We start from the raw sequence: 15,203 nt of genomic DNA on the forward strand, positions 1-15,203 counted from the left end.
GTGGACGGGGCCGATCAGCGACCGCCGGGCGCCCGGACCCGTGAGGCACGCCGTTCGCGAGCACCGCTCACCGCGAACCTGCCTCGCGCACGACCATGGCCGCCTCGGCGGCCCGTGCGGACTGTGATGCATTGATGCGCGTCCACTCCGCCACGCGCTCCACTGCGCGGGAGTCGCGATCGCGGAACGCGTCGATCATCGCGGCTGCAGTGGCGTCGACGTTGTACGCGGCTCGTCGGCCGATGCCCGTGCGCTCGACCAAGTCGGCGCCGGCGCCGACTCCGGCGAACACCACCGGCGTACCACACGCCGTCGACGCGTACACCTTGGTCGGCAGTGCGAAGTCGTAGCCTTGTCCGGGCTTGAGGCTCACCAGTCCTGCGCGGGCCGATCGCAGCCAGATCGCAGCTTGCGCGGGCGGTACCGGGTCGATGAAGCGCACCGCGTCGGGCGCTATTTCGGCCGCGAGCTCCCGTAGTGCGGCCCAGGCGCTTCCCTGTCCCACGAACGCGATCGAGGCGTCGGGCAGGGCGTCCAGTACCTGGGGCATCGCGCGGATGAAGATGTCCGCACCCTGCCATTCGCTCGTCGTGCCGGCGTAGACGCCCCACGGCGCGTCGTCCAGACGTTCGCCGTCAGGGGTGAAGACATCGGTGTCTATTCCGTTGGGTACCACGGTCACGCGTGCCCCGGGCGCCAGCGAACGCACCTTCTCTGCAACGCCGTCGGTGACTGCGATCACCGCGGAAGCGCCGCGCAGGGCCCGCCGCTCAAGCCACCGCACCGCCGCGATGACGAAGCGTGGCGCGTTCGTCGACTCAGCCCCATCCGACCAGATATCGGCGGCGTAGTAGACGTATGGGGTGCGGCGGAGCGCGCACGCGATCCGTACGAAGAACCCGGTCGTGGGTGGTGGCTCGACGACGACCAAATCGGTGCGTTGAGAGAACAGCACACGGAAGAACGCGGGCACGTCGAAGCTCAGGTACTGAAGATATCCACGAACGTTCCCGGTTCGATCACGGAGCACTCGAGCACGGCGCACGCGGATTCCGTGGACGACAGGTGCCCGCACCGCCCGCAACGCGGGTGGTGCCAGCGTTGTGAGCACGAGAACCTCGTCGCCGCCGTTCCCGAGTGATCGTGCCAGTGCAGCGAGACGGAACGAGGCGGCCGCGGGCTCGGGGATGTAGATGCGAGTGACGAGCGAAATGCGCATCGCTAGAGGGCGAGGGAATCCGCGGCGCGTGCCGCATCGAGGGCGGACTCGACGACCGCGAGCGTGCGCAGACCCTGCTCCATCGTGACGACATCGCTCGGCTTGCCGAGCACCGCATCGCGGAACGCCTCGTGCTCGACGCGAAGCGGTTCGCGCTTCGGAAAGGCGTAGCGGGTCACATTTCCCTCGGAGACGCCTCGGAAGACGGTCATGGACTCCCATTCGACCGGAATCGTGCCGTTCGCGTAGAACGTGAGGTCGCCCGTCGACGTGTCGGCGACGAAGGCTCCCTTCTCACCCGTGACGATCGTGACCCGTTCCTTCATGGGGCTCAGCCAGTTCACGAGGTGATTGACGATGACTCCGTTCTGGAGGCGACCGGTCATCGCGATCATGTCTTCGTGTTCGCGGCCGCTCTTGAACGTCGTCTGAGCCCAGATCGTCGCGTACGAGCTCTGCGCGACCCACGCCGTGAGATCGACGTCGTGCGATGCCAGGTCTTTGGCGACACCGACATCGGCGATCCGTGACGGGAACGGTCCCTGCCGGCGCGTCGCGATCTGATACACCTCGCCGACGTCTCCGGCCTCGATCCGGCGTCGCAACTCCTGCAGCGCCGGGTTGAAGCGTTCGATATGTCCGACGGCACCTACGAGACGGGCGTTCGCGAATGCATCTACCATGCGCTGACCGGCTTCGATCGAGTGCGCGATCGGTTTCTCGACGAGGGTATGCACGCCGGCGGTCGCGAGCTTCAGCGCAGCGTCCTCGTGGAATCGCGTCGGCACCGCGACCACCGCGATGTCAATGCCCGCCTCGATCAATGCGTCGATATCGGGAAGAATCGGGAGTTCGCCTGCGACGCCGTGCGGATCTCCACCCGGGTCGGCGATCGCGACGAGCTCGACACCGTCGACCTCGCGCAGCACCCGCGCGTGGTGCCGCCCCATCATGCCGACGCCGAGGAGGCCGGCGCGCAGCGCGGCCATCAGGCGCCTGCTCCTGCGAGGGTATTCACAGCGTTCACGATCCGCTCGAGATCGCGATCGCTGAGCGATGGATGCACCGGCAGCGACACGACCTCGCGCGCCGCGATCTCGGTCTCGGGCAGCTCGAGTCCCGGCGCGTACGGCGCAAGCGACGGCAGTCGGTGATTGGGGATCGGGTAGTACACACCGCTGCCGACCTGGTGCTCGTTCTTGAGAGCTGCGACGAACCCGTCACGATCGTCGATGACCCGGATCGTGTACTGGTGGTAGACGTGCACCGCGCTCTCTGCAACGGGCGGCACGACGACGCCTTCGAGGTTCGCGTCGAGGAAGGCGGCGCTCCCGCGGCGCTGTTCGGTCCAGGCATTCACCTTGGTCAGCTGCACGCGACCAATCGCCGCGTGGATGTCGGTCATGCGGGCGTTGAAGCCGATGACCTCGTTCTCGTACTGCCGCTCCATGCCCTGGTTGCGCAACAGCCGTACCTGGCGCGCGAGCTCGGGCGTGTCGGTCGTGACCATGCCGCCCTCGCCGCTCGTCATGTTCTTCGTCGGGTAGAGGCTGAACATCGCGAAGCGCCCGAACGTGCCGACCGGGCGACCGCCGAGCGACGCCCCGTGCGCCTGGGCGGCGTCTTCGAAGATCATGAGCCCGTGATTCTCGGCAATCGCACCGAGTTCGGCCATCTTGGCGGGGTGGCCGTAGAGGTGCACAGGCATGATCGCCTTGGTGCGCGGCGTGATGGATGCCTCGACCGAAGCGGGATCGAGCGAGAACGTTGCGGGCTCGATGTCGGCGAATACGGGTGTGGCGCCCGTGAGCGCGACCGAGTTGCCGGTGGCGGCGAACGTGAACGAGGGCACGATGACCTCGTCGCCGGGGCCGATACCCGCGGCGAGGAGGCCCAGATGCAGGCCGGAGGTGCCGGAGTTGACGGCGACCGTCGGGAGTCCCTGGACGAAGTGGCGTGAGAACTCCTCTTCGAACGCCGCGACCTCGGGACCTTGCGCGACCATGCCGCTGCGCATCACACGATCGACTGCTGCGCGTTCTTCGTCACCGATGATCGGTCTCGCCGGGGGAATGAATTCATTCGTCATCGTTCAGCTCCAAGAGGCTTCCATCGCGCTCGACATAGCGCGAGTTCGTGTCAGGGCAGATCCACATGCCGTCGGACTCCTCGAGGCGACGGCCCGAGCGCCCGACCCATCCGATACGGCGAGCAGGGACACCGGCGACGAGGGCGAAGTCGGGCACATCGCGGGTCACCACTGACCCTGCCGCGACCGTCGACCACGCTCCGATGCGCACGGGGGCGATGCAGACAGCGCGAGCTCCGACGGATGCCCCGGTCGCGATGTCAACGCCGACGTGCTCCCAGTCATCGGCGCTCTTGAGGCTCCCGTCGGGGTTCACCGCACGAGGATAGGTGTCGTTCGTGAGCACGACACCTGGACCGATGAAGACGCCGTCAGCGAGCGTCGCCGGCTCGTAGACGAGAGCATAGTTCTGCACCTTGCAGTTGTCGCCGAGCGTGACGCCAGTGCCGATGTAGGCGCCGCGGCCGATGACGCAATGCGCTCCGAGGACTGCACCCTCGCGCACCTGCGCAAGGTGCCAGATCGAACTGCCCTCGCCGATCTTCGTGTCGTCGGCGACGTCGGCTGAGTCGACGATCCGCACGCCGGATCTCGTGTTCAAATGATGCTCCTGGGGGGTACGGCCGTACGAGGCACTGCCGATCAGCGTACCGCGTTCTGCAAGAATGGACGTATGCAGCCATCTCCGACGCCGCCGGCCGCGAACCCCCGACGGCACGCGGAAGACACGTGGCTCGTGGTTCCGCTCTACAACGAGGCATCCGTCATCGGCGACGTCGTGCGTGGCCTCCTCTCCTCCTTCGACCACGTCATCTGCATCGACGACGGCAGCACCGATGGCAGCGCCGCTGTTGCAGCTGCCGCCGGAGCCCGCGTGCTGCACCACCCCATCAATCTCGGCCAGGGCGCAGCCCTCCAGACCGGATTCGCCTACGTCGCGACGAAGCCTGAGGCACACTGGGTCGTGACGTTCGATGCCGACGGTCAGCACCGGCTCGAAGACGTGCTCGAGATGCTCGACCTCGCGAAAGCCGAGGACCTGGCCATCGTGTTCGGGTCGCGCTTCCTCGACGCTCGCACCGATCCTGGCATCGTCAAGCGCGTGATCCTCAAGACAGCGGTCTGGGTCACGAACCTCACGACCGGGTTGCGGCTGACCGACGCGCACAACGGTCTGCGGGTCATCCGAGGCGACGCGGTGCGGATGATCGAGCTGAACCAGGATCGGATGGCGCACGCGACAGAGATCGTGCTGAAGCTCGGGCGCACGAAGTTGCCGTGGCGGGAGTACCCGGTCGAGTTGCTCTACACCGACTATTCCAAGGCGAAGGGCCAATCCGTGCTGAACTCTGTGAACATCCTCGTCGACCTGCTGGTTCGGTAGCTCATGTGGATCCAGATCCTTCTCGTTGCCGGCGTGATCGTGGTCGGCATCTTCCTTGCGCGTCCAGCCGGCGGCGACAGTCACCTCGCCCTGCGCAGGCTGTTCATGCTCGGCTTCGTGATCGTCGCGATCGTGTCGATCATTTTTCCGCAATGGCTCACCTGGCTCGCGAACCTCATCGGCGTCGGCCGCGGCTCCGATCTTCTGCTGTACGCCCTCGTGCTCGCATTCCTCGTGACGGTGGCGAGCGCATACCGGCGCAATGTCGTGATGAACCGCAAGCTCACCCAGCTCGCGCGGGAGATCACGCTCGCTCGCGCCGAAGTCGACGATGCGACGCGCGACCTGAAGTGAGCTTCGGTCGGCAGACGTCGCTCAGGCTGGTCGGCCGATGACGCGGTGGATGACGCCCTCCCATGCCGCGGCGTCCGTCACGCGGCGACCGTCGATGAGCGCCCGGATGCCGGGGAGATCGGCCGGTGTCAGAGCGCGGTAGTCGGCGTGATCGGTGTGAATGATCGCCGCATCCACTTCTGTGCCGAACGCGTACGGCTGGAATCCGAGGCCCTCGAGCTCGCTGGCCGTGTACAGGGGATCGTGAACGAGCACGTGAGCGCCGCGCGCGCGAAGACCCTCGACGAGCGGGAAGACGCCTGAGAACGCGGTCTCCTTCACTCCGCCGCGGTAGGCGGCACCGAGCACGACGACGCGGAGATCGCGCAGATCCCCGAGAGCTCCCTCGAGCATCGTGACCGCGTGGTTCGGCATGTCGGCGTTTGCTGCGCGGGCTGCGCTGACGATCGTCGCGTGCGGGTCGTTCCAGAGGTACAGGCGCGGATACACGGGGATGCAGTGCCCGCCGACCGCGATGCCGGGGCGGTGGATGTGGCTGAACGGCTGTGAGTTCGAGGCCTCGATGACTTCGTAGATGTCGATGCCGGCGGTCTCGGCGAAACGAGCGAACTGATTTGCCAGGCCGATGTTGACGTCGCGGTACGTCGTCTCGGCCAGCTTCGCCAGTTCGGCCGCTTCGGCTGAACCGAGGTCCCAGACGCCATTCGGCTTCGCCAGGTCGTCGCGTTCGTCGAAGTCGAGTACCTGCTCGTAGAACTCCACGGCGCGAGTCGCGCCCTCTGGGCTCAGCCCGCCGATGAGCTTCGGATATTTTCGCAGGTCCGCGAAGACCCGGCCCGTGAGCACGCGCTCCGGCGAGAAGACGAGGTGGAAGTCGACGCCCTCGGTGAGGCCCGATACTTCTTCGAGCATCGGCTTCCAGCGGGATCTCGTGGTGCCGACCGGCAGCGTGGTCTCGAACGACACCAGGGTGCCCGGAGCGAGGTGCTCGGCGAGCGAACGGGTCGCGGCATCCATCCAGGCGAAGTCGGGTCGTGCTTCGTCATCGACGAACAGTGGCACGACGAGCACGACGGCGTCGGCATCGGGGATCGCCTCGGCGTAGTCGGTCGTCGCGCGCAGCGTGCCGGCCGAGACGGCCTGCGTCAGCATCTCGTCGAGGTGCGCCTCACCGGGGAACGGCACGATACCCCGGTTGATGAGATCGACGGTCGCAGCGTTGACGTCGACGCCGATGACCTGATGGCCCTTCGATGCGAACTGCACAGCGAGTGGAAGGCCGATCTTTCCCAGTGCGACGACGGCGATTCTCATGCGTTCGCGTTCTCCTCATTCATTCCCGTCGCGCCGTGTGGCGCGACGACCCAGTCTAGTTGAGGGTGGCACCGCGGGTTCCGCTGATGGTCTGCCACCCGAACCGTATGCTTTCATGGTGCGAATACTTGTCACCGGGGGCGCCGGATACATCGGCGGCCATGTCGTTCACCTGCTCCGCGAGCGGGGCGACCACGTCGTGGTGGTCGACGACCTCAGTTCGGGGCTCAGCCAACGGCTCGAGGGTGGCGAGGCGCACAGAATCTCCCTGACCGGTCCGGATGCCGCGTCGCAGGTGGCCGCGCTGCTGGAGGCCGAGGGCATCGAGGCGGTGATGCATTTCGCCGCCCGGAAGGATGTCGCGGAATCGGTCGCTCGCCCCGCGTGGTATTACGCAGAGAACGTGGGCGGCCTCGTCTCACTCGTGCAGGCGATGGAGTCCGCCGGCGTCGACAGATTGGTCTTCTCCTCGTCGGCCGCTGTGTACGGCCTCACCGAAGGCTCGGCCATCACCGAGAACGACTCGACCCGGCCCGTGAATCCATACGGCGAGACGAAGCTCCACGGCGAGCAACTCATTTCGGGGTGTTCGCGGTCGTTCGGCTTGCGCGCCGTGAGTCTGCGGTACTTCAACGTCGGCGGTGCGGCCAATCACGTGTTGGCTGATCGGGGGGCGAGCAACCTCATCCCGAAGGTCTTCGAGAGCATCCGCAACGGCGGCCATCCGCAGATCTTCGGCGACGACTATCCCACGCCCGACGGCACGTGCGTGCGCGACTACGTGCACGTGCTCGACCTCGCCGAAGCGCATATCGCGGCGCTCGATCACCTCGACACCATGGTGACGGGACACGACGTCTTCAATGTCGGAACCGGAGTGGGCACGAGCGTCCGCGACGTGATCCGTATCGTCGGCGAGGTCACCGGCATCGACCTCCGTCCCGAGATCCGAGCACGTCGGGTCGGTGATCCGGCCTGGGTCGTCGCCTCTCCCGACCGAATCAACGAGGTCATCGGATGGCGCGCCTCGCGTACGATCGAGAGCATCGTCGAGTCCGTGTGGCTGGCCGTACAGCCTTAGACGGGTGGGTTCACCGGCGTCGCGGCTGACTGCACCGTGACTTCTCGCGGCGCCGCCGTGCGCACAGCGAGCAGGGTGCCCGCAGCGACGACCAGTGCGAAGACCACGGTCAAACCGATCCAGGTGCCCGGTGGTTGCCACTGCGGGTCGACGAGGAATCCGACGACCGTGCCGTCGACTCCGGTCACGTACCGCCGCAGCATGCTGACGAACGTGGCGACGTGCGCAGCAGCCAAGACCCAGAGAAGCACGACGACGGGGCGGTACCAGTAGCGCGAGAACGGTTTCGGGAACCGATCATCGAGTGCCATACCGCAGGCGACGATCAGGCACAGCACCATCGCGAGCGTGTACCTGCCCTGCCAGATGTAGCCGAGCTGGGACGCGACCGCGGCCGCCGTGATGGGCGGCGTCAACACGATGACGGCCAGGAAGAGGGCCAGCATCCATCGGAAGCGGGGTCGACACCACACGATCGCCGATATCGCGATCGCCCCGATCGCGAGGGACCAGGCGGCGATCGCGAGTGAGTGAGCCGGGGTGTCGACCCAGCCGAACAAGCCGACCCATGCCTGGCCGAAGTCGAGCGTACGGGCGAACGTCGTCGCGGCGGCCTCACGGGGTGGGAGGCTGTTCGTCGCTGCCGTCGACGCCGTCGGGTTCCGGAGATACCACGCAAGTGTGAACACCGTTGCCAACGCGGCTGCCCCGACGGTGACCCAGGTCGCAGGTCGTCGGAGCAACGCGATGAGCAGTGCGCCACGCGAGACGATGAAGGCTGCCGCGACGATCACGAGCACCCACAGCAGCGCGATGTTCCGTGTGCTGAGCAGCAGCGTCGTCGCGACCACCGTCGTTGCTGCTCGCTCCCAGAGCAGCGCGCGGTTGGAGTGCGTCCTGAAGGTGACGACCAGCGTTGCGAACAATGCTCCTGCCGCGGCAACCTCGACGCCGTTCGGATTGATCGCTCCCCCCAGGAACAGCACCATCGGCGTGATGGAGACCGTTGATGCGAGGATCGCCCATCGCGACGACGGGAGGGTCCGCAATTGCATGACCATCACCGCGAGGAGTGCTGCGCACAACAGCGCGTTGACCACTCGCATGCCGTACAGCGCCACATCGCCGTTCAGGAAGAGGGACGGAAGGCCCACGATGGCGTAGTACACGGGGGAGTTCACGCCGGCCGACGTGCCGGTTTCGACGATCTCGGTCGGGTCGCCGGTGAATGTCTCCGGACAATCCGCGGATACCTCGGGTTCGAACGCGAAGCAGGCGATGAAGTGCGCATGCGCGATACCCGCAGGCACATTGGCTGCCATCAACGCGGGGGCTTCCGACCAAGGTCCGTTGGTGACCTCGCCTCGCACGACGGCCGCTGCCCTGATCGCATGCGACGGTTCGTCGGGGGCGGACATCAGTGGAGATGCGAGCGTCCAGATGAGCATGGGCAGGAGGATCGCGAGGAAGGCGACGCCGAAAGTCCGCCAACGCGTCGCTACGTGAGCCGCGGCTGTGTGTGCATCGGGATGCGGTGCGGACTGGATCATGGCTCCTCAACGGGTCGGTCGTCATCCACGCCGAGCGAGATGCCCGGAAAGTCTATCTTCGGGTCACGCTAGTTGCCGAGCGCCCGCCTCGACGACCGTCTCAGCGGAGAGGTCGGATTCGACCACCCGTTCCGTGACGATCCACCGATATACGGCCCAGCCGGCGACGATCACCGCGGCAGCGAAGCATCCGCTCAGCCCGATCCAGCCGAGCGGCGGCTGCCATGCAGGGGCGAGCAGCAGATCGCGAGGCGAGCCGGCCATGCTCACGACGTAACGGCGAAGCACCCAGACGAACGAGGTGATGTGGCCGACCGAGAGCAGGACCATCCCGATCAGCATCGTGCGGCGAAGGGCGGGTGGCGCGATCGGCGCAGCGCCCTCCTTCCCGTCGATGACCATCCCGCACGCGACAAGCAGGACGAGCAGGATGGCGAGCATGTACCTGCCCTGCCAGATGTACCCGGATGTCGCGACGAGAGCGGCTTGGATGATCGCCGGTGCGAGGACGAAGACGACGAGGAGCGAGAGCACCACGATCCGCCCGTGTCGATCCGCGTGTGCGATTGCGTACACGACCAAGGCAGCCATGGCTGCGAACCACACTACGAGGCTGTAGGACGGCGACGGGGTGTCGACCCACCCGAACCACCCGACGTAGTCGTCGGCGAAGTCGAAGGTGTCGGACAGCATCGTGACGAAGGCGAGAATCGGATTCGTCCCGGACCCGGCGAACGTCTGCCCGCCGCCCGCGACGGGAATCGTGTACCAGGCCGCGGTCGCAAACGCTGCGAGTGCCGCTGCCGCCGCGGCCACCCAGATTGCGGGGCGTCGCAGAAGCCCTCGAACGACGACCCCGTCCGCGAGAGCGAACGCGGCCCCGACGATGATCAGCACCCAGAGGGATGCGATGCTCCGCGTACTGAGCAGCAACGCTGCCGAGACGACGATCGCGAGACCCTGACCGCGGAGCGCCCATCTTCCGCTCGGGACTCGGAGAGTCGCCACGAGCGATGCGAAGAGTGCGCCCGCTGCGGCGACTTCGAGTCCGTTCGGATTCAACGACCCCGACAGGTAGAGCACCATCGGCGTGACGGCGACGTAGCCCGCGATGATCGACCAACGCGACGTGGTCAGACGCGAAAGCTGCGAGAACATCAGCGCCAGGGCGGCGGCGCAGAGGATCGAACTCAGTACCCTCATGGCGTAGAGGGCCGGCAGCCCGTCCATGAACAGGCTCGGGAGTCCGACGATCGCATAGTAGACAGGGCTGTTGACGCCGGCAGTCGTGCCCGTCGTCACCATGCGGTTCGGATCACCCTCGACCGGTGCGATGCAGGCAGCTGAGATCTCGGGACGAAACGCGTAGCACGTCATCTCGTGCGTCTGCGCGACAGACGCGGGCACCTCGGCGCTCGTCATCGACGGGTTCTCTGCCCACGCACCCGTCGAGACCTGCCCGCGTACGACCGCGGCCGCCCGGATGAAATGGGACGGCTCATCGGGAGCCGAAGCGATCGGAGACGCGAGGTTCCAAGCGGTCATCGCGACGAGAAGCGTCGCGAACGAGAGGAGGAACACCCTGACTGGTCGGCGAGGCGAGGCGGGGGCGAGAGTGGCTGGAGGGGGGCTCATCGTTCCTGTTTCGTGATTCGAGGCAGCGGTTGGCGAGCGCTGGGCGACTCACAGTGTACGGTGCGCCGAAGCCTCTGGTGCGCCCGCCTCCTGCAGCGCACCTCCTCGCCTCCTGCCGGTCCTCTGCGCCGTCGAGCTCCGTCCGCGTACGACTAAAGTTGCTGCGAGGCGAGCGCGACTTACGAGGCGTGAGCGGGATCGCCACTCTGAGATCGCACGACCATCGGGCGTGGAAGGGAAACGGATGCCTGAGAGGTCCCGCGGTACAGCGAGCGGTGCCGTCCAGATCCTCGTCGCCACTGCGATCGGCGGTGGCGCAGGTTATGTGCTCACCGCCTTCGCGGGCGCACAACTCGGGCCGGCCGGATACGCGCCGTTCGCGGTCTTCTGGTCTGCGCTCTATCTCATGATCAGCGCGGCTTCGGGCGTCCAACAGGAGGTGACCCGAGCGACGAATGCGACGGACACGGCCTCGACCAGCCCCATCGCACGGAACTTCGCAGTGGGTGCGGCCGCTGTGGTCTTCGCCGCTCTCGTTCTCTCCGCCATCCTGTGGGGACCGCTGGTCTTCGGGGCGGGCGCGTGGAGCCTCGTGTGGCCATTGGCGGTCGGCCTCGCGGCCTACGTCGTACTCGCTGTGCTGGCGGGGACCTTGTACGGATTGCGGCTGTGGCGGCCAATTGCGATCCTCGTCATCCTCGACGGTGTGCTTCGACTCGTCCTGGTCTCCGCGACGCTCCTCGTGACATCCGATATGACGGTGATCGCATGGGCGATCGCGGCGCCGTTCGTCATCGCTCCGGCAATCGTCTGGCCACTCGTGCGACGTCAGGTCGTCGGAAGGTTCCGACTCGACGTCGGATACAGGGGGCTGGTGCGCAACGTCGGCCATACGGTCATCGGTGCGGCGGCAACCGGAATCCTCATCAGCGGGTTCCCGCTGTTCCTGAGCGCAACATCGGGGGCGGACTCGTCGCAGGCCGTCGCGGCGATCGTCTTCGCGTCGAACCTGACGCGGGCTCCGATCGTCGTCGTCGTACTCGCCTTGCAGAGCTACCTGATCGTACGATTCCGGGCGAGTCCCGAGACGGCTGGACGTCAGTTGTCCGTGATCATCGGCATCGTCGCTGTGGGAGCGGGTGTGCTGGCCCTGGCAGCATGGCTCTTCGGCGAATGGGCCCTCACGACGTTCTTCGATGCCGGCTTCGTACTCCCACCAGCCGTCCTGGCGTCGCTCGTGGCCTCAGCGGCGGCGGTCGCGTCGCTCTGCGCGACGGGGCCGTTCGTTCTCGCCGCCGGGCACCATCTCCTGTTCACCGCTGGTTGGGTGACAGCGGCTCTCGTCACGGTCGGGCTACTGCTCGTCCCGCTCGATGTGACCGAGCGATCACTGCTCGCGTTGTGGATCGGACCGTTGAGCGGACTTGCCGTGCATCTGGGCGGTTACCTGCTGGTCCGTCGCGGCGCCGCCGGTCGGTGAGCCGGAGCGAGCCCGCCCTGCTCGCTTCATCGAGTGGGCGGGCCGCCGTCCGTCACTTGGAACCGTCGTCGACGGACTCGAGCCGCGAGACGCGGAGCTCCGTGAGCGCCGACTCCTCGGCGAGGATCCGAACCTTGTCTTCGAGCCGCGTGAGCTCTGCAGAGTGCTGAACGCACACCAGGAAGAGCACGACCAGGCTCACGAAGAACACGAGATTGGTGGGAATCTCGACGCCGACCATCTGGGATGCCCACTCGAGCACACTGGGGAAGATGCCGATGATGAGCGCGAGTGTGCCGGCGATCAACCACCACACTGCGTGACGCTCTCGGAGGCGCCGTCGTCGGAGCATCTCGATGACGACCCCGAGGGTGAGGAGGGCGGCGAGGATTCCGAGAATATAGCTGGCGACACTCACGTGAGGATGGCCCTCTCTGTCAGCTCGGCTTTCGGCCGAATGAGCGCGACGAGCAGGGCCATGCCGGCTCGGCCGAGGTATGCCGTCGCCTTGATCGGATTGTGCGACGGAACGCCGCCCGCGCGTGCGCGCATTGCGACGGGTACCTGTCGTACTGTGCAGCCGGCGCGGAGCGCGATCACGAGCGATTCGATCGTGTCGCCGAGGTACTCCGCCGGATAATGCCGCGCGAACAGGTCGATGGCCCGCGGGCCCGACGCTCTGAACCCGGAGGTCGTATCGGTCAGTCGGGTACCCGCGAGTCGGCTGATCGTCGAGGCCAGGACGTTCATCGCCCAGCGGCGGGGCCCACGTGCCGCGTAGTCGCCTTCTCCGGCGAATCGTGCCCCGAGCGCGACGTCTGCGCCTGTCTGGAGCTCGGCGAGCAGTGCCGGAACACCGGCCGGGTCATGCTGGCCATCGGAGTCCACTTGGACGACATAACTGAACTTGTTCGCGAGCGCGTACTTGAAGCCGACTCGCATGGCGCCGCCGACGCCAAGATTGAACGGGAGGCTGATGACGATCGCCCCCGCCGAGGCCGCGACCTGCGCTGTGGCATCCGCCGAGCCGTCGTCGACGACCACGACGGTGACGCCGGGGAGTTTCGCGAAGACCTCTGCGACGACCTGCCCGACCGCTTCCTCCTCGTTCAACGCGGGCATCACGATCAACGTCTGCTCGAGCGCGCTGGCGGGCGTGATCATCACTTGTTGCGCAGGGTGTCGTGATGCGCCTGGTACCACTCGTAGGTCCGCTCGAGCCCGTCGCGAAGCGTCGTCTGTGCAGACCAGCCGAGCTCGTTGATGCGGCCGACGTCGAGGAGCTTCCGAGGAGTACCGTCGGGCTTCGAGGTGTCTTGGGAAAGGCTGCCCGTGTACCCGACCGTCTCGGCGACGCGCTCGGCGATCTCACGAATGGTCGCATCCTTCCCGACGCCGACGTTGATGGTCTCGGGGGAGTCGTAGTTCTCGAGGAGGAACAGCGACGCTTGCGCGAGATCTTCGACATACAGGAACTCGCGCAGCGGCGTTCCCGTGCCCCAGATGACGACGTCATCTGCGCCGGTCGACTTCGCCTCGTGCAGTCGACGCATGAGAGCCGGGAGCACGTGCGAGTTCTCGGGGTGGAAGTTGTCGCCCGGGCCGTAGAGGTTCGTGGGCATGGCCGAGATCCATCGCCGCCCGAACTGACGCCGAACCGCCTGCACCTGCATGATGCCTGCGATCTTCGCGATCGCATACGCGTCGTTCGTCGGCTCCAACTCGCCGGTGAGCAGCGAGCTCTCTTTGATCGGCTGTTCGGCGAACTTCGGGTAGATGCACGAAGAACCCAGAAAGAGCAGCCTGTCGACGTCGGCAGCGTTGGCCGCATCCATGAGATTCACCTGAATCTGCAGGTTGTCGCTGAGGAACGAGGCCGGGTAGGTATTGTTCGCTTGGATGCCGCCGACTCGTGCGGCCGCATCGATGACGACGTCGGGATCGATGTTCGAGACATAGTCGAACACCGCGTCGCGGTCACGGAGGTCGACCTCCGCAGATGTCGCGCCGAACAGGTTGGTGAAGCCTTCGGCCTCGAACAGGCGCCAGATGGCAGATCCGACCATGCCTCGATGGCCGGCGATGTAGACGCGCGCGTCTCTGTCCAATGGTTGGTTGGAATTCATTCTCGTTATACTCGCTTGAGCTCGTGGTTCTTCGGACTCAACTCATCGTCCGCCATGAGAATCCGCGCGGGGCGGGCATTCTCTCGTCCCTGCATGGTAACAACTGCCACCCGGTCGAAAGTACGTGTTCATGCCTCAACCCGACGTGCTCGTCATCCTTCCCACACTTGGCGACCGCATCGAGATGCTGTCCCTCACGCTCGCGACGATCGAGCAGCAGCGCGAGACGGTCGCGCTGACGCTCGTCGTCATCCTGCCCGACGAGGCCGTCGAGGCGCGGCGCATGGCTGAGGAGGCCGGCGCCGTCGTCGTAGCCGATCCGAAGACCGGGATCTCGAATGCCATCAACCGCGGCCTCGCCGAGCGCACCGTGGAGCGCTTCTACGCATGGATCGGCGACGACGACCTGTTCCGCCCCGGGGGCCTCGCGAGGCTCAAGGCCCTGCTCGACCAGGCGCCCGACGCGGTGCTGGCGTATGGCGGCTGCGACTACATCGACCCCAACGGCACCACGATCGCGACGAGCAACGCCGGGAAGCTCGCCCAGTTCCTGTTGCCCTGGGGGCCGGACCTGATCCCTCACCCCGGAACCATGATCCGGCTCGACGCCCTCGTCGACATCGACGGCTTCGATCCGTCGCTCAAGTACGCGATGGATCTCGACGCCTTCCTGAAGCTCCGGGACTACGGCTCGTTCGTCTTCACGCGGCAGTCCGTCTCCGCCTTCCGCTGGCACCCTGATTCATTGACCGTCGCGGGTCGAAAGAAATCCAGCAGCGAGTCGGAAGCAGTCAAGCGCCGGCATCTTCCGGCTTGGCTCCGGCCGCTGAGCCCGATCTGGAATATGCCGATCCGGTGGGCGTCCGCCTTCGCGGCACGACGTGTGAGCAATCGCGCGCGTCAGCTGCTCGCCGACGCCGCGGTCGCACAAGTCGGCTGAACGACCGTTCCGCGGCCCTGCGCTAAGCTGA

Annotated in this window: 15 protein-coding genes; 5 read left to right on the forward strand and 10 right to left on the reverse strand. The window is 66.4% G+C overall.

The window, feature by feature from the left end:
* Nucleotides 1–67 precede the first annotated feature (67 nt).
* Genes AC1C2U_RS14215 through AC1C2U_RS14230 form a run of 4 tightly spaced genes read right to left on the reverse strand, consistent with a single transcriptional unit; the run spans nucleotide 68 to nucleotide 3,909 of the window.
* Nucleotides 68–1,219 (reverse strand): glycosyltransferase family 4 protein, encoded by a 1,152-nt coding sequence (locus AC1C2U_RS14215; protein WP_495362409.1) that lies wholly within the window; start codon nucleotides 1,217–1,219, stop codon nucleotides 68–70.
* A 2-nt stretch (nucleotides 1,220–1,221) separates the two neighbouring features.
* Nucleotides 1,222–2,208, reverse strand: coding sequence for a Gfo/Idh/MocA family oxidoreductase (locus tag AC1C2U_RS14220; protein ID WP_495362410.1), 987 nt, complete (start codon nucleotides 2,206–2,208; stop codon nucleotides 1,222–1,224).
* On the reverse strand, nucleotides 2,208–3,308 hold the full coding sequence (locus AC1C2U_RS14225) for a DegT/DnrJ/EryC1/StrS family aminotransferase (RefSeq protein WP_495362411.1): 1,101 nt from the start codon (nucleotides 3,306–3,308) through the stop codon (nucleotides 2,208–2,210). The genes AC1C2U_RS14220 and AC1C2U_RS14225 overlap by 1 nt, the downstream gene beginning before the upstream one ends.
* A complete protein-coding gene (locus AC1C2U_RS14230) occupies nucleotides 3,298–3,909 on the reverse strand; it encodes an acyltransferase (protein WP_495362412.1) in 612 nt (203 codons plus the stop codon). Before AC1C2U_RS14230 ends, AC1C2U_RS14225 begins: the two co-directional genes overlap by 11 nt.
* Nucleotides 3,910–3,981: 72 nt before the next feature.
* Between AC1C2U_RS14230 and AC1C2U_RS14235 the strand changes: the two genes are divergently transcribed.
* Complete coding sequence (locus tag AC1C2U_RS14235) at nucleotides 3,982–4,692, forward strand: glycosyltransferase family 2 protein (protein WP_495362413.1); 711 nt, start codon at nucleotides 3,982–3,984, stop codon at nucleotides 4,690–4,692.
* 3 nt (nucleotides 4,693–4,695) lie between these two features.
* Complete coding sequence (locus AC1C2U_RS14240; protein ID WP_495362414.1) at nucleotides 4,696–5,046, forward strand: DUF2304 domain-containing protein; 351 nt, start codon at nucleotides 4,696–4,698, stop codon at nucleotides 5,044–5,046.
* A gap of 21 nt (nucleotides 5,047–5,067) precedes the next feature.
* Here AC1C2U_RS14240 and AC1C2U_RS14245 read toward each other — a convergent pair whose 3' ends face one another.
* Complete coding sequence (locus tag AC1C2U_RS14245; protein WP_495362415.1) at nucleotides 5,068–6,360, reverse strand: nucleotide sugar dehydrogenase; 1,293 nt, start codon at nucleotides 6,358–6,360, stop codon at nucleotides 5,068–5,070.
* 115 nt (nucleotides 6,361–6,475) lie between these two features.
* Between AC1C2U_RS14245 and galE the strand changes: the two genes are divergently transcribed.
* The gene (galE, locus tag AC1C2U_RS14250; protein WP_495362416.1) at nucleotides 6,476–7,441 is read left to right on the forward strand and encodes a UDP-glucose 4-epimerase GalE; all 966 of its coding nucleotides are present in this window, start codon (nucleotides 6,476–6,478) and stop codon (nucleotides 7,439–7,441) included.
* Here the strand turns inward: galE and AC1C2U_RS14255 are convergent.
* Together AC1C2U_RS14255 and AC1C2U_RS14260 are read right to left on the reverse strand one after the other, a co-directional pair.
* Nucleotides 7,438–8,991, reverse strand: a complete 1,554-nt coding sequence (locus tag AC1C2U_RS14255; protein WP_495362417.1) for a DUF2142 domain-containing protein — start codon at nucleotides 8,989–8,991, stop codon at nucleotides 7,438–7,440. The two genes, galE and AC1C2U_RS14255, sit on opposite strands and share 4 nt — an antisense overlap.
* A gap of 63 nt (nucleotides 8,992–9,054) precedes the next feature.
* The gene (locus AC1C2U_RS14260) at nucleotides 9,055–10,626 is read right to left on the reverse strand and encodes a DUF2142 domain-containing protein (protein WP_495362418.1); all 1,572 of its coding nucleotides are present in this window, start codon (nucleotides 10,624–10,626) and stop codon (nucleotides 9,055–9,057) included.
* Nucleotides 10,627–10,870: 244 nt separating this feature from the next.
* Here AC1C2U_RS14260 and AC1C2U_RS14265 point away from each other — a divergent pair, with 244 nt between their 5' ends.
* A complete protein-coding gene (locus AC1C2U_RS14265; protein WP_495362419.1) occupies nucleotides 10,871–12,106 on the forward strand; it encodes a hypothetical protein in 1,236 nt (411 codons plus the stop codon).
* A gap of 52 nt (nucleotides 12,107–12,158) precedes the next feature.
* On the opposite strand, the gene AC1C2U_RS14270 is transcribed toward AC1C2U_RS14265, so the two are convergent.
* Genes AC1C2U_RS14270 through AC1C2U_RS14280 form a run of 3 tightly spaced genes read right to left on the reverse strand, consistent with a single transcriptional unit; the run spans nucleotide 12,159 to nucleotide 14,232 of the window.
* Entirely contained in the window at nucleotides 12,159–12,524 is a 366-nt protein-coding gene (locus tag AC1C2U_RS14270; protein ID WP_495362420.1) for a DUF2304 family protein, read from the reverse strand.
* On the reverse strand, nucleotides 12,521–13,270 hold the full coding sequence (locus AC1C2U_RS14275; RefSeq protein WP_495362421.1) for a glycosyltransferase family 2 protein: 750 nt from the start codon (nucleotides 13,268–13,270) through the stop codon (nucleotides 12,521–12,523). Before AC1C2U_RS14275 ends, AC1C2U_RS14270 begins: the two co-directional genes overlap by 4 nt.
* A complete protein-coding gene (locus AC1C2U_RS14280) occupies nucleotides 13,270–14,232 on the reverse strand; it encodes a GDP-L-fucose synthase family protein (RefSeq protein WP_495362422.1) in 963 nt (320 codons plus the stop codon). Before AC1C2U_RS14280 ends, AC1C2U_RS14275 begins: the two co-directional genes overlap by 1 nt.
* A gap of 130 nt (nucleotides 14,233–14,362) precedes the next feature.
* Between AC1C2U_RS14280 and AC1C2U_RS14285 the strand changes: the two genes are divergently transcribed.
* A complete protein-coding gene (locus AC1C2U_RS14285; RefSeq protein WP_495362423.1) occupies nucleotides 14,363–15,172 on the forward strand; it encodes a glycosyltransferase family protein in 810 nt (269 codons plus the stop codon).
* Nucleotides 15,173–15,203 lie beyond the last annotated feature (31 nt).

Source organism: Agromyces sp. Y575, from assembly GCF_059445445.1.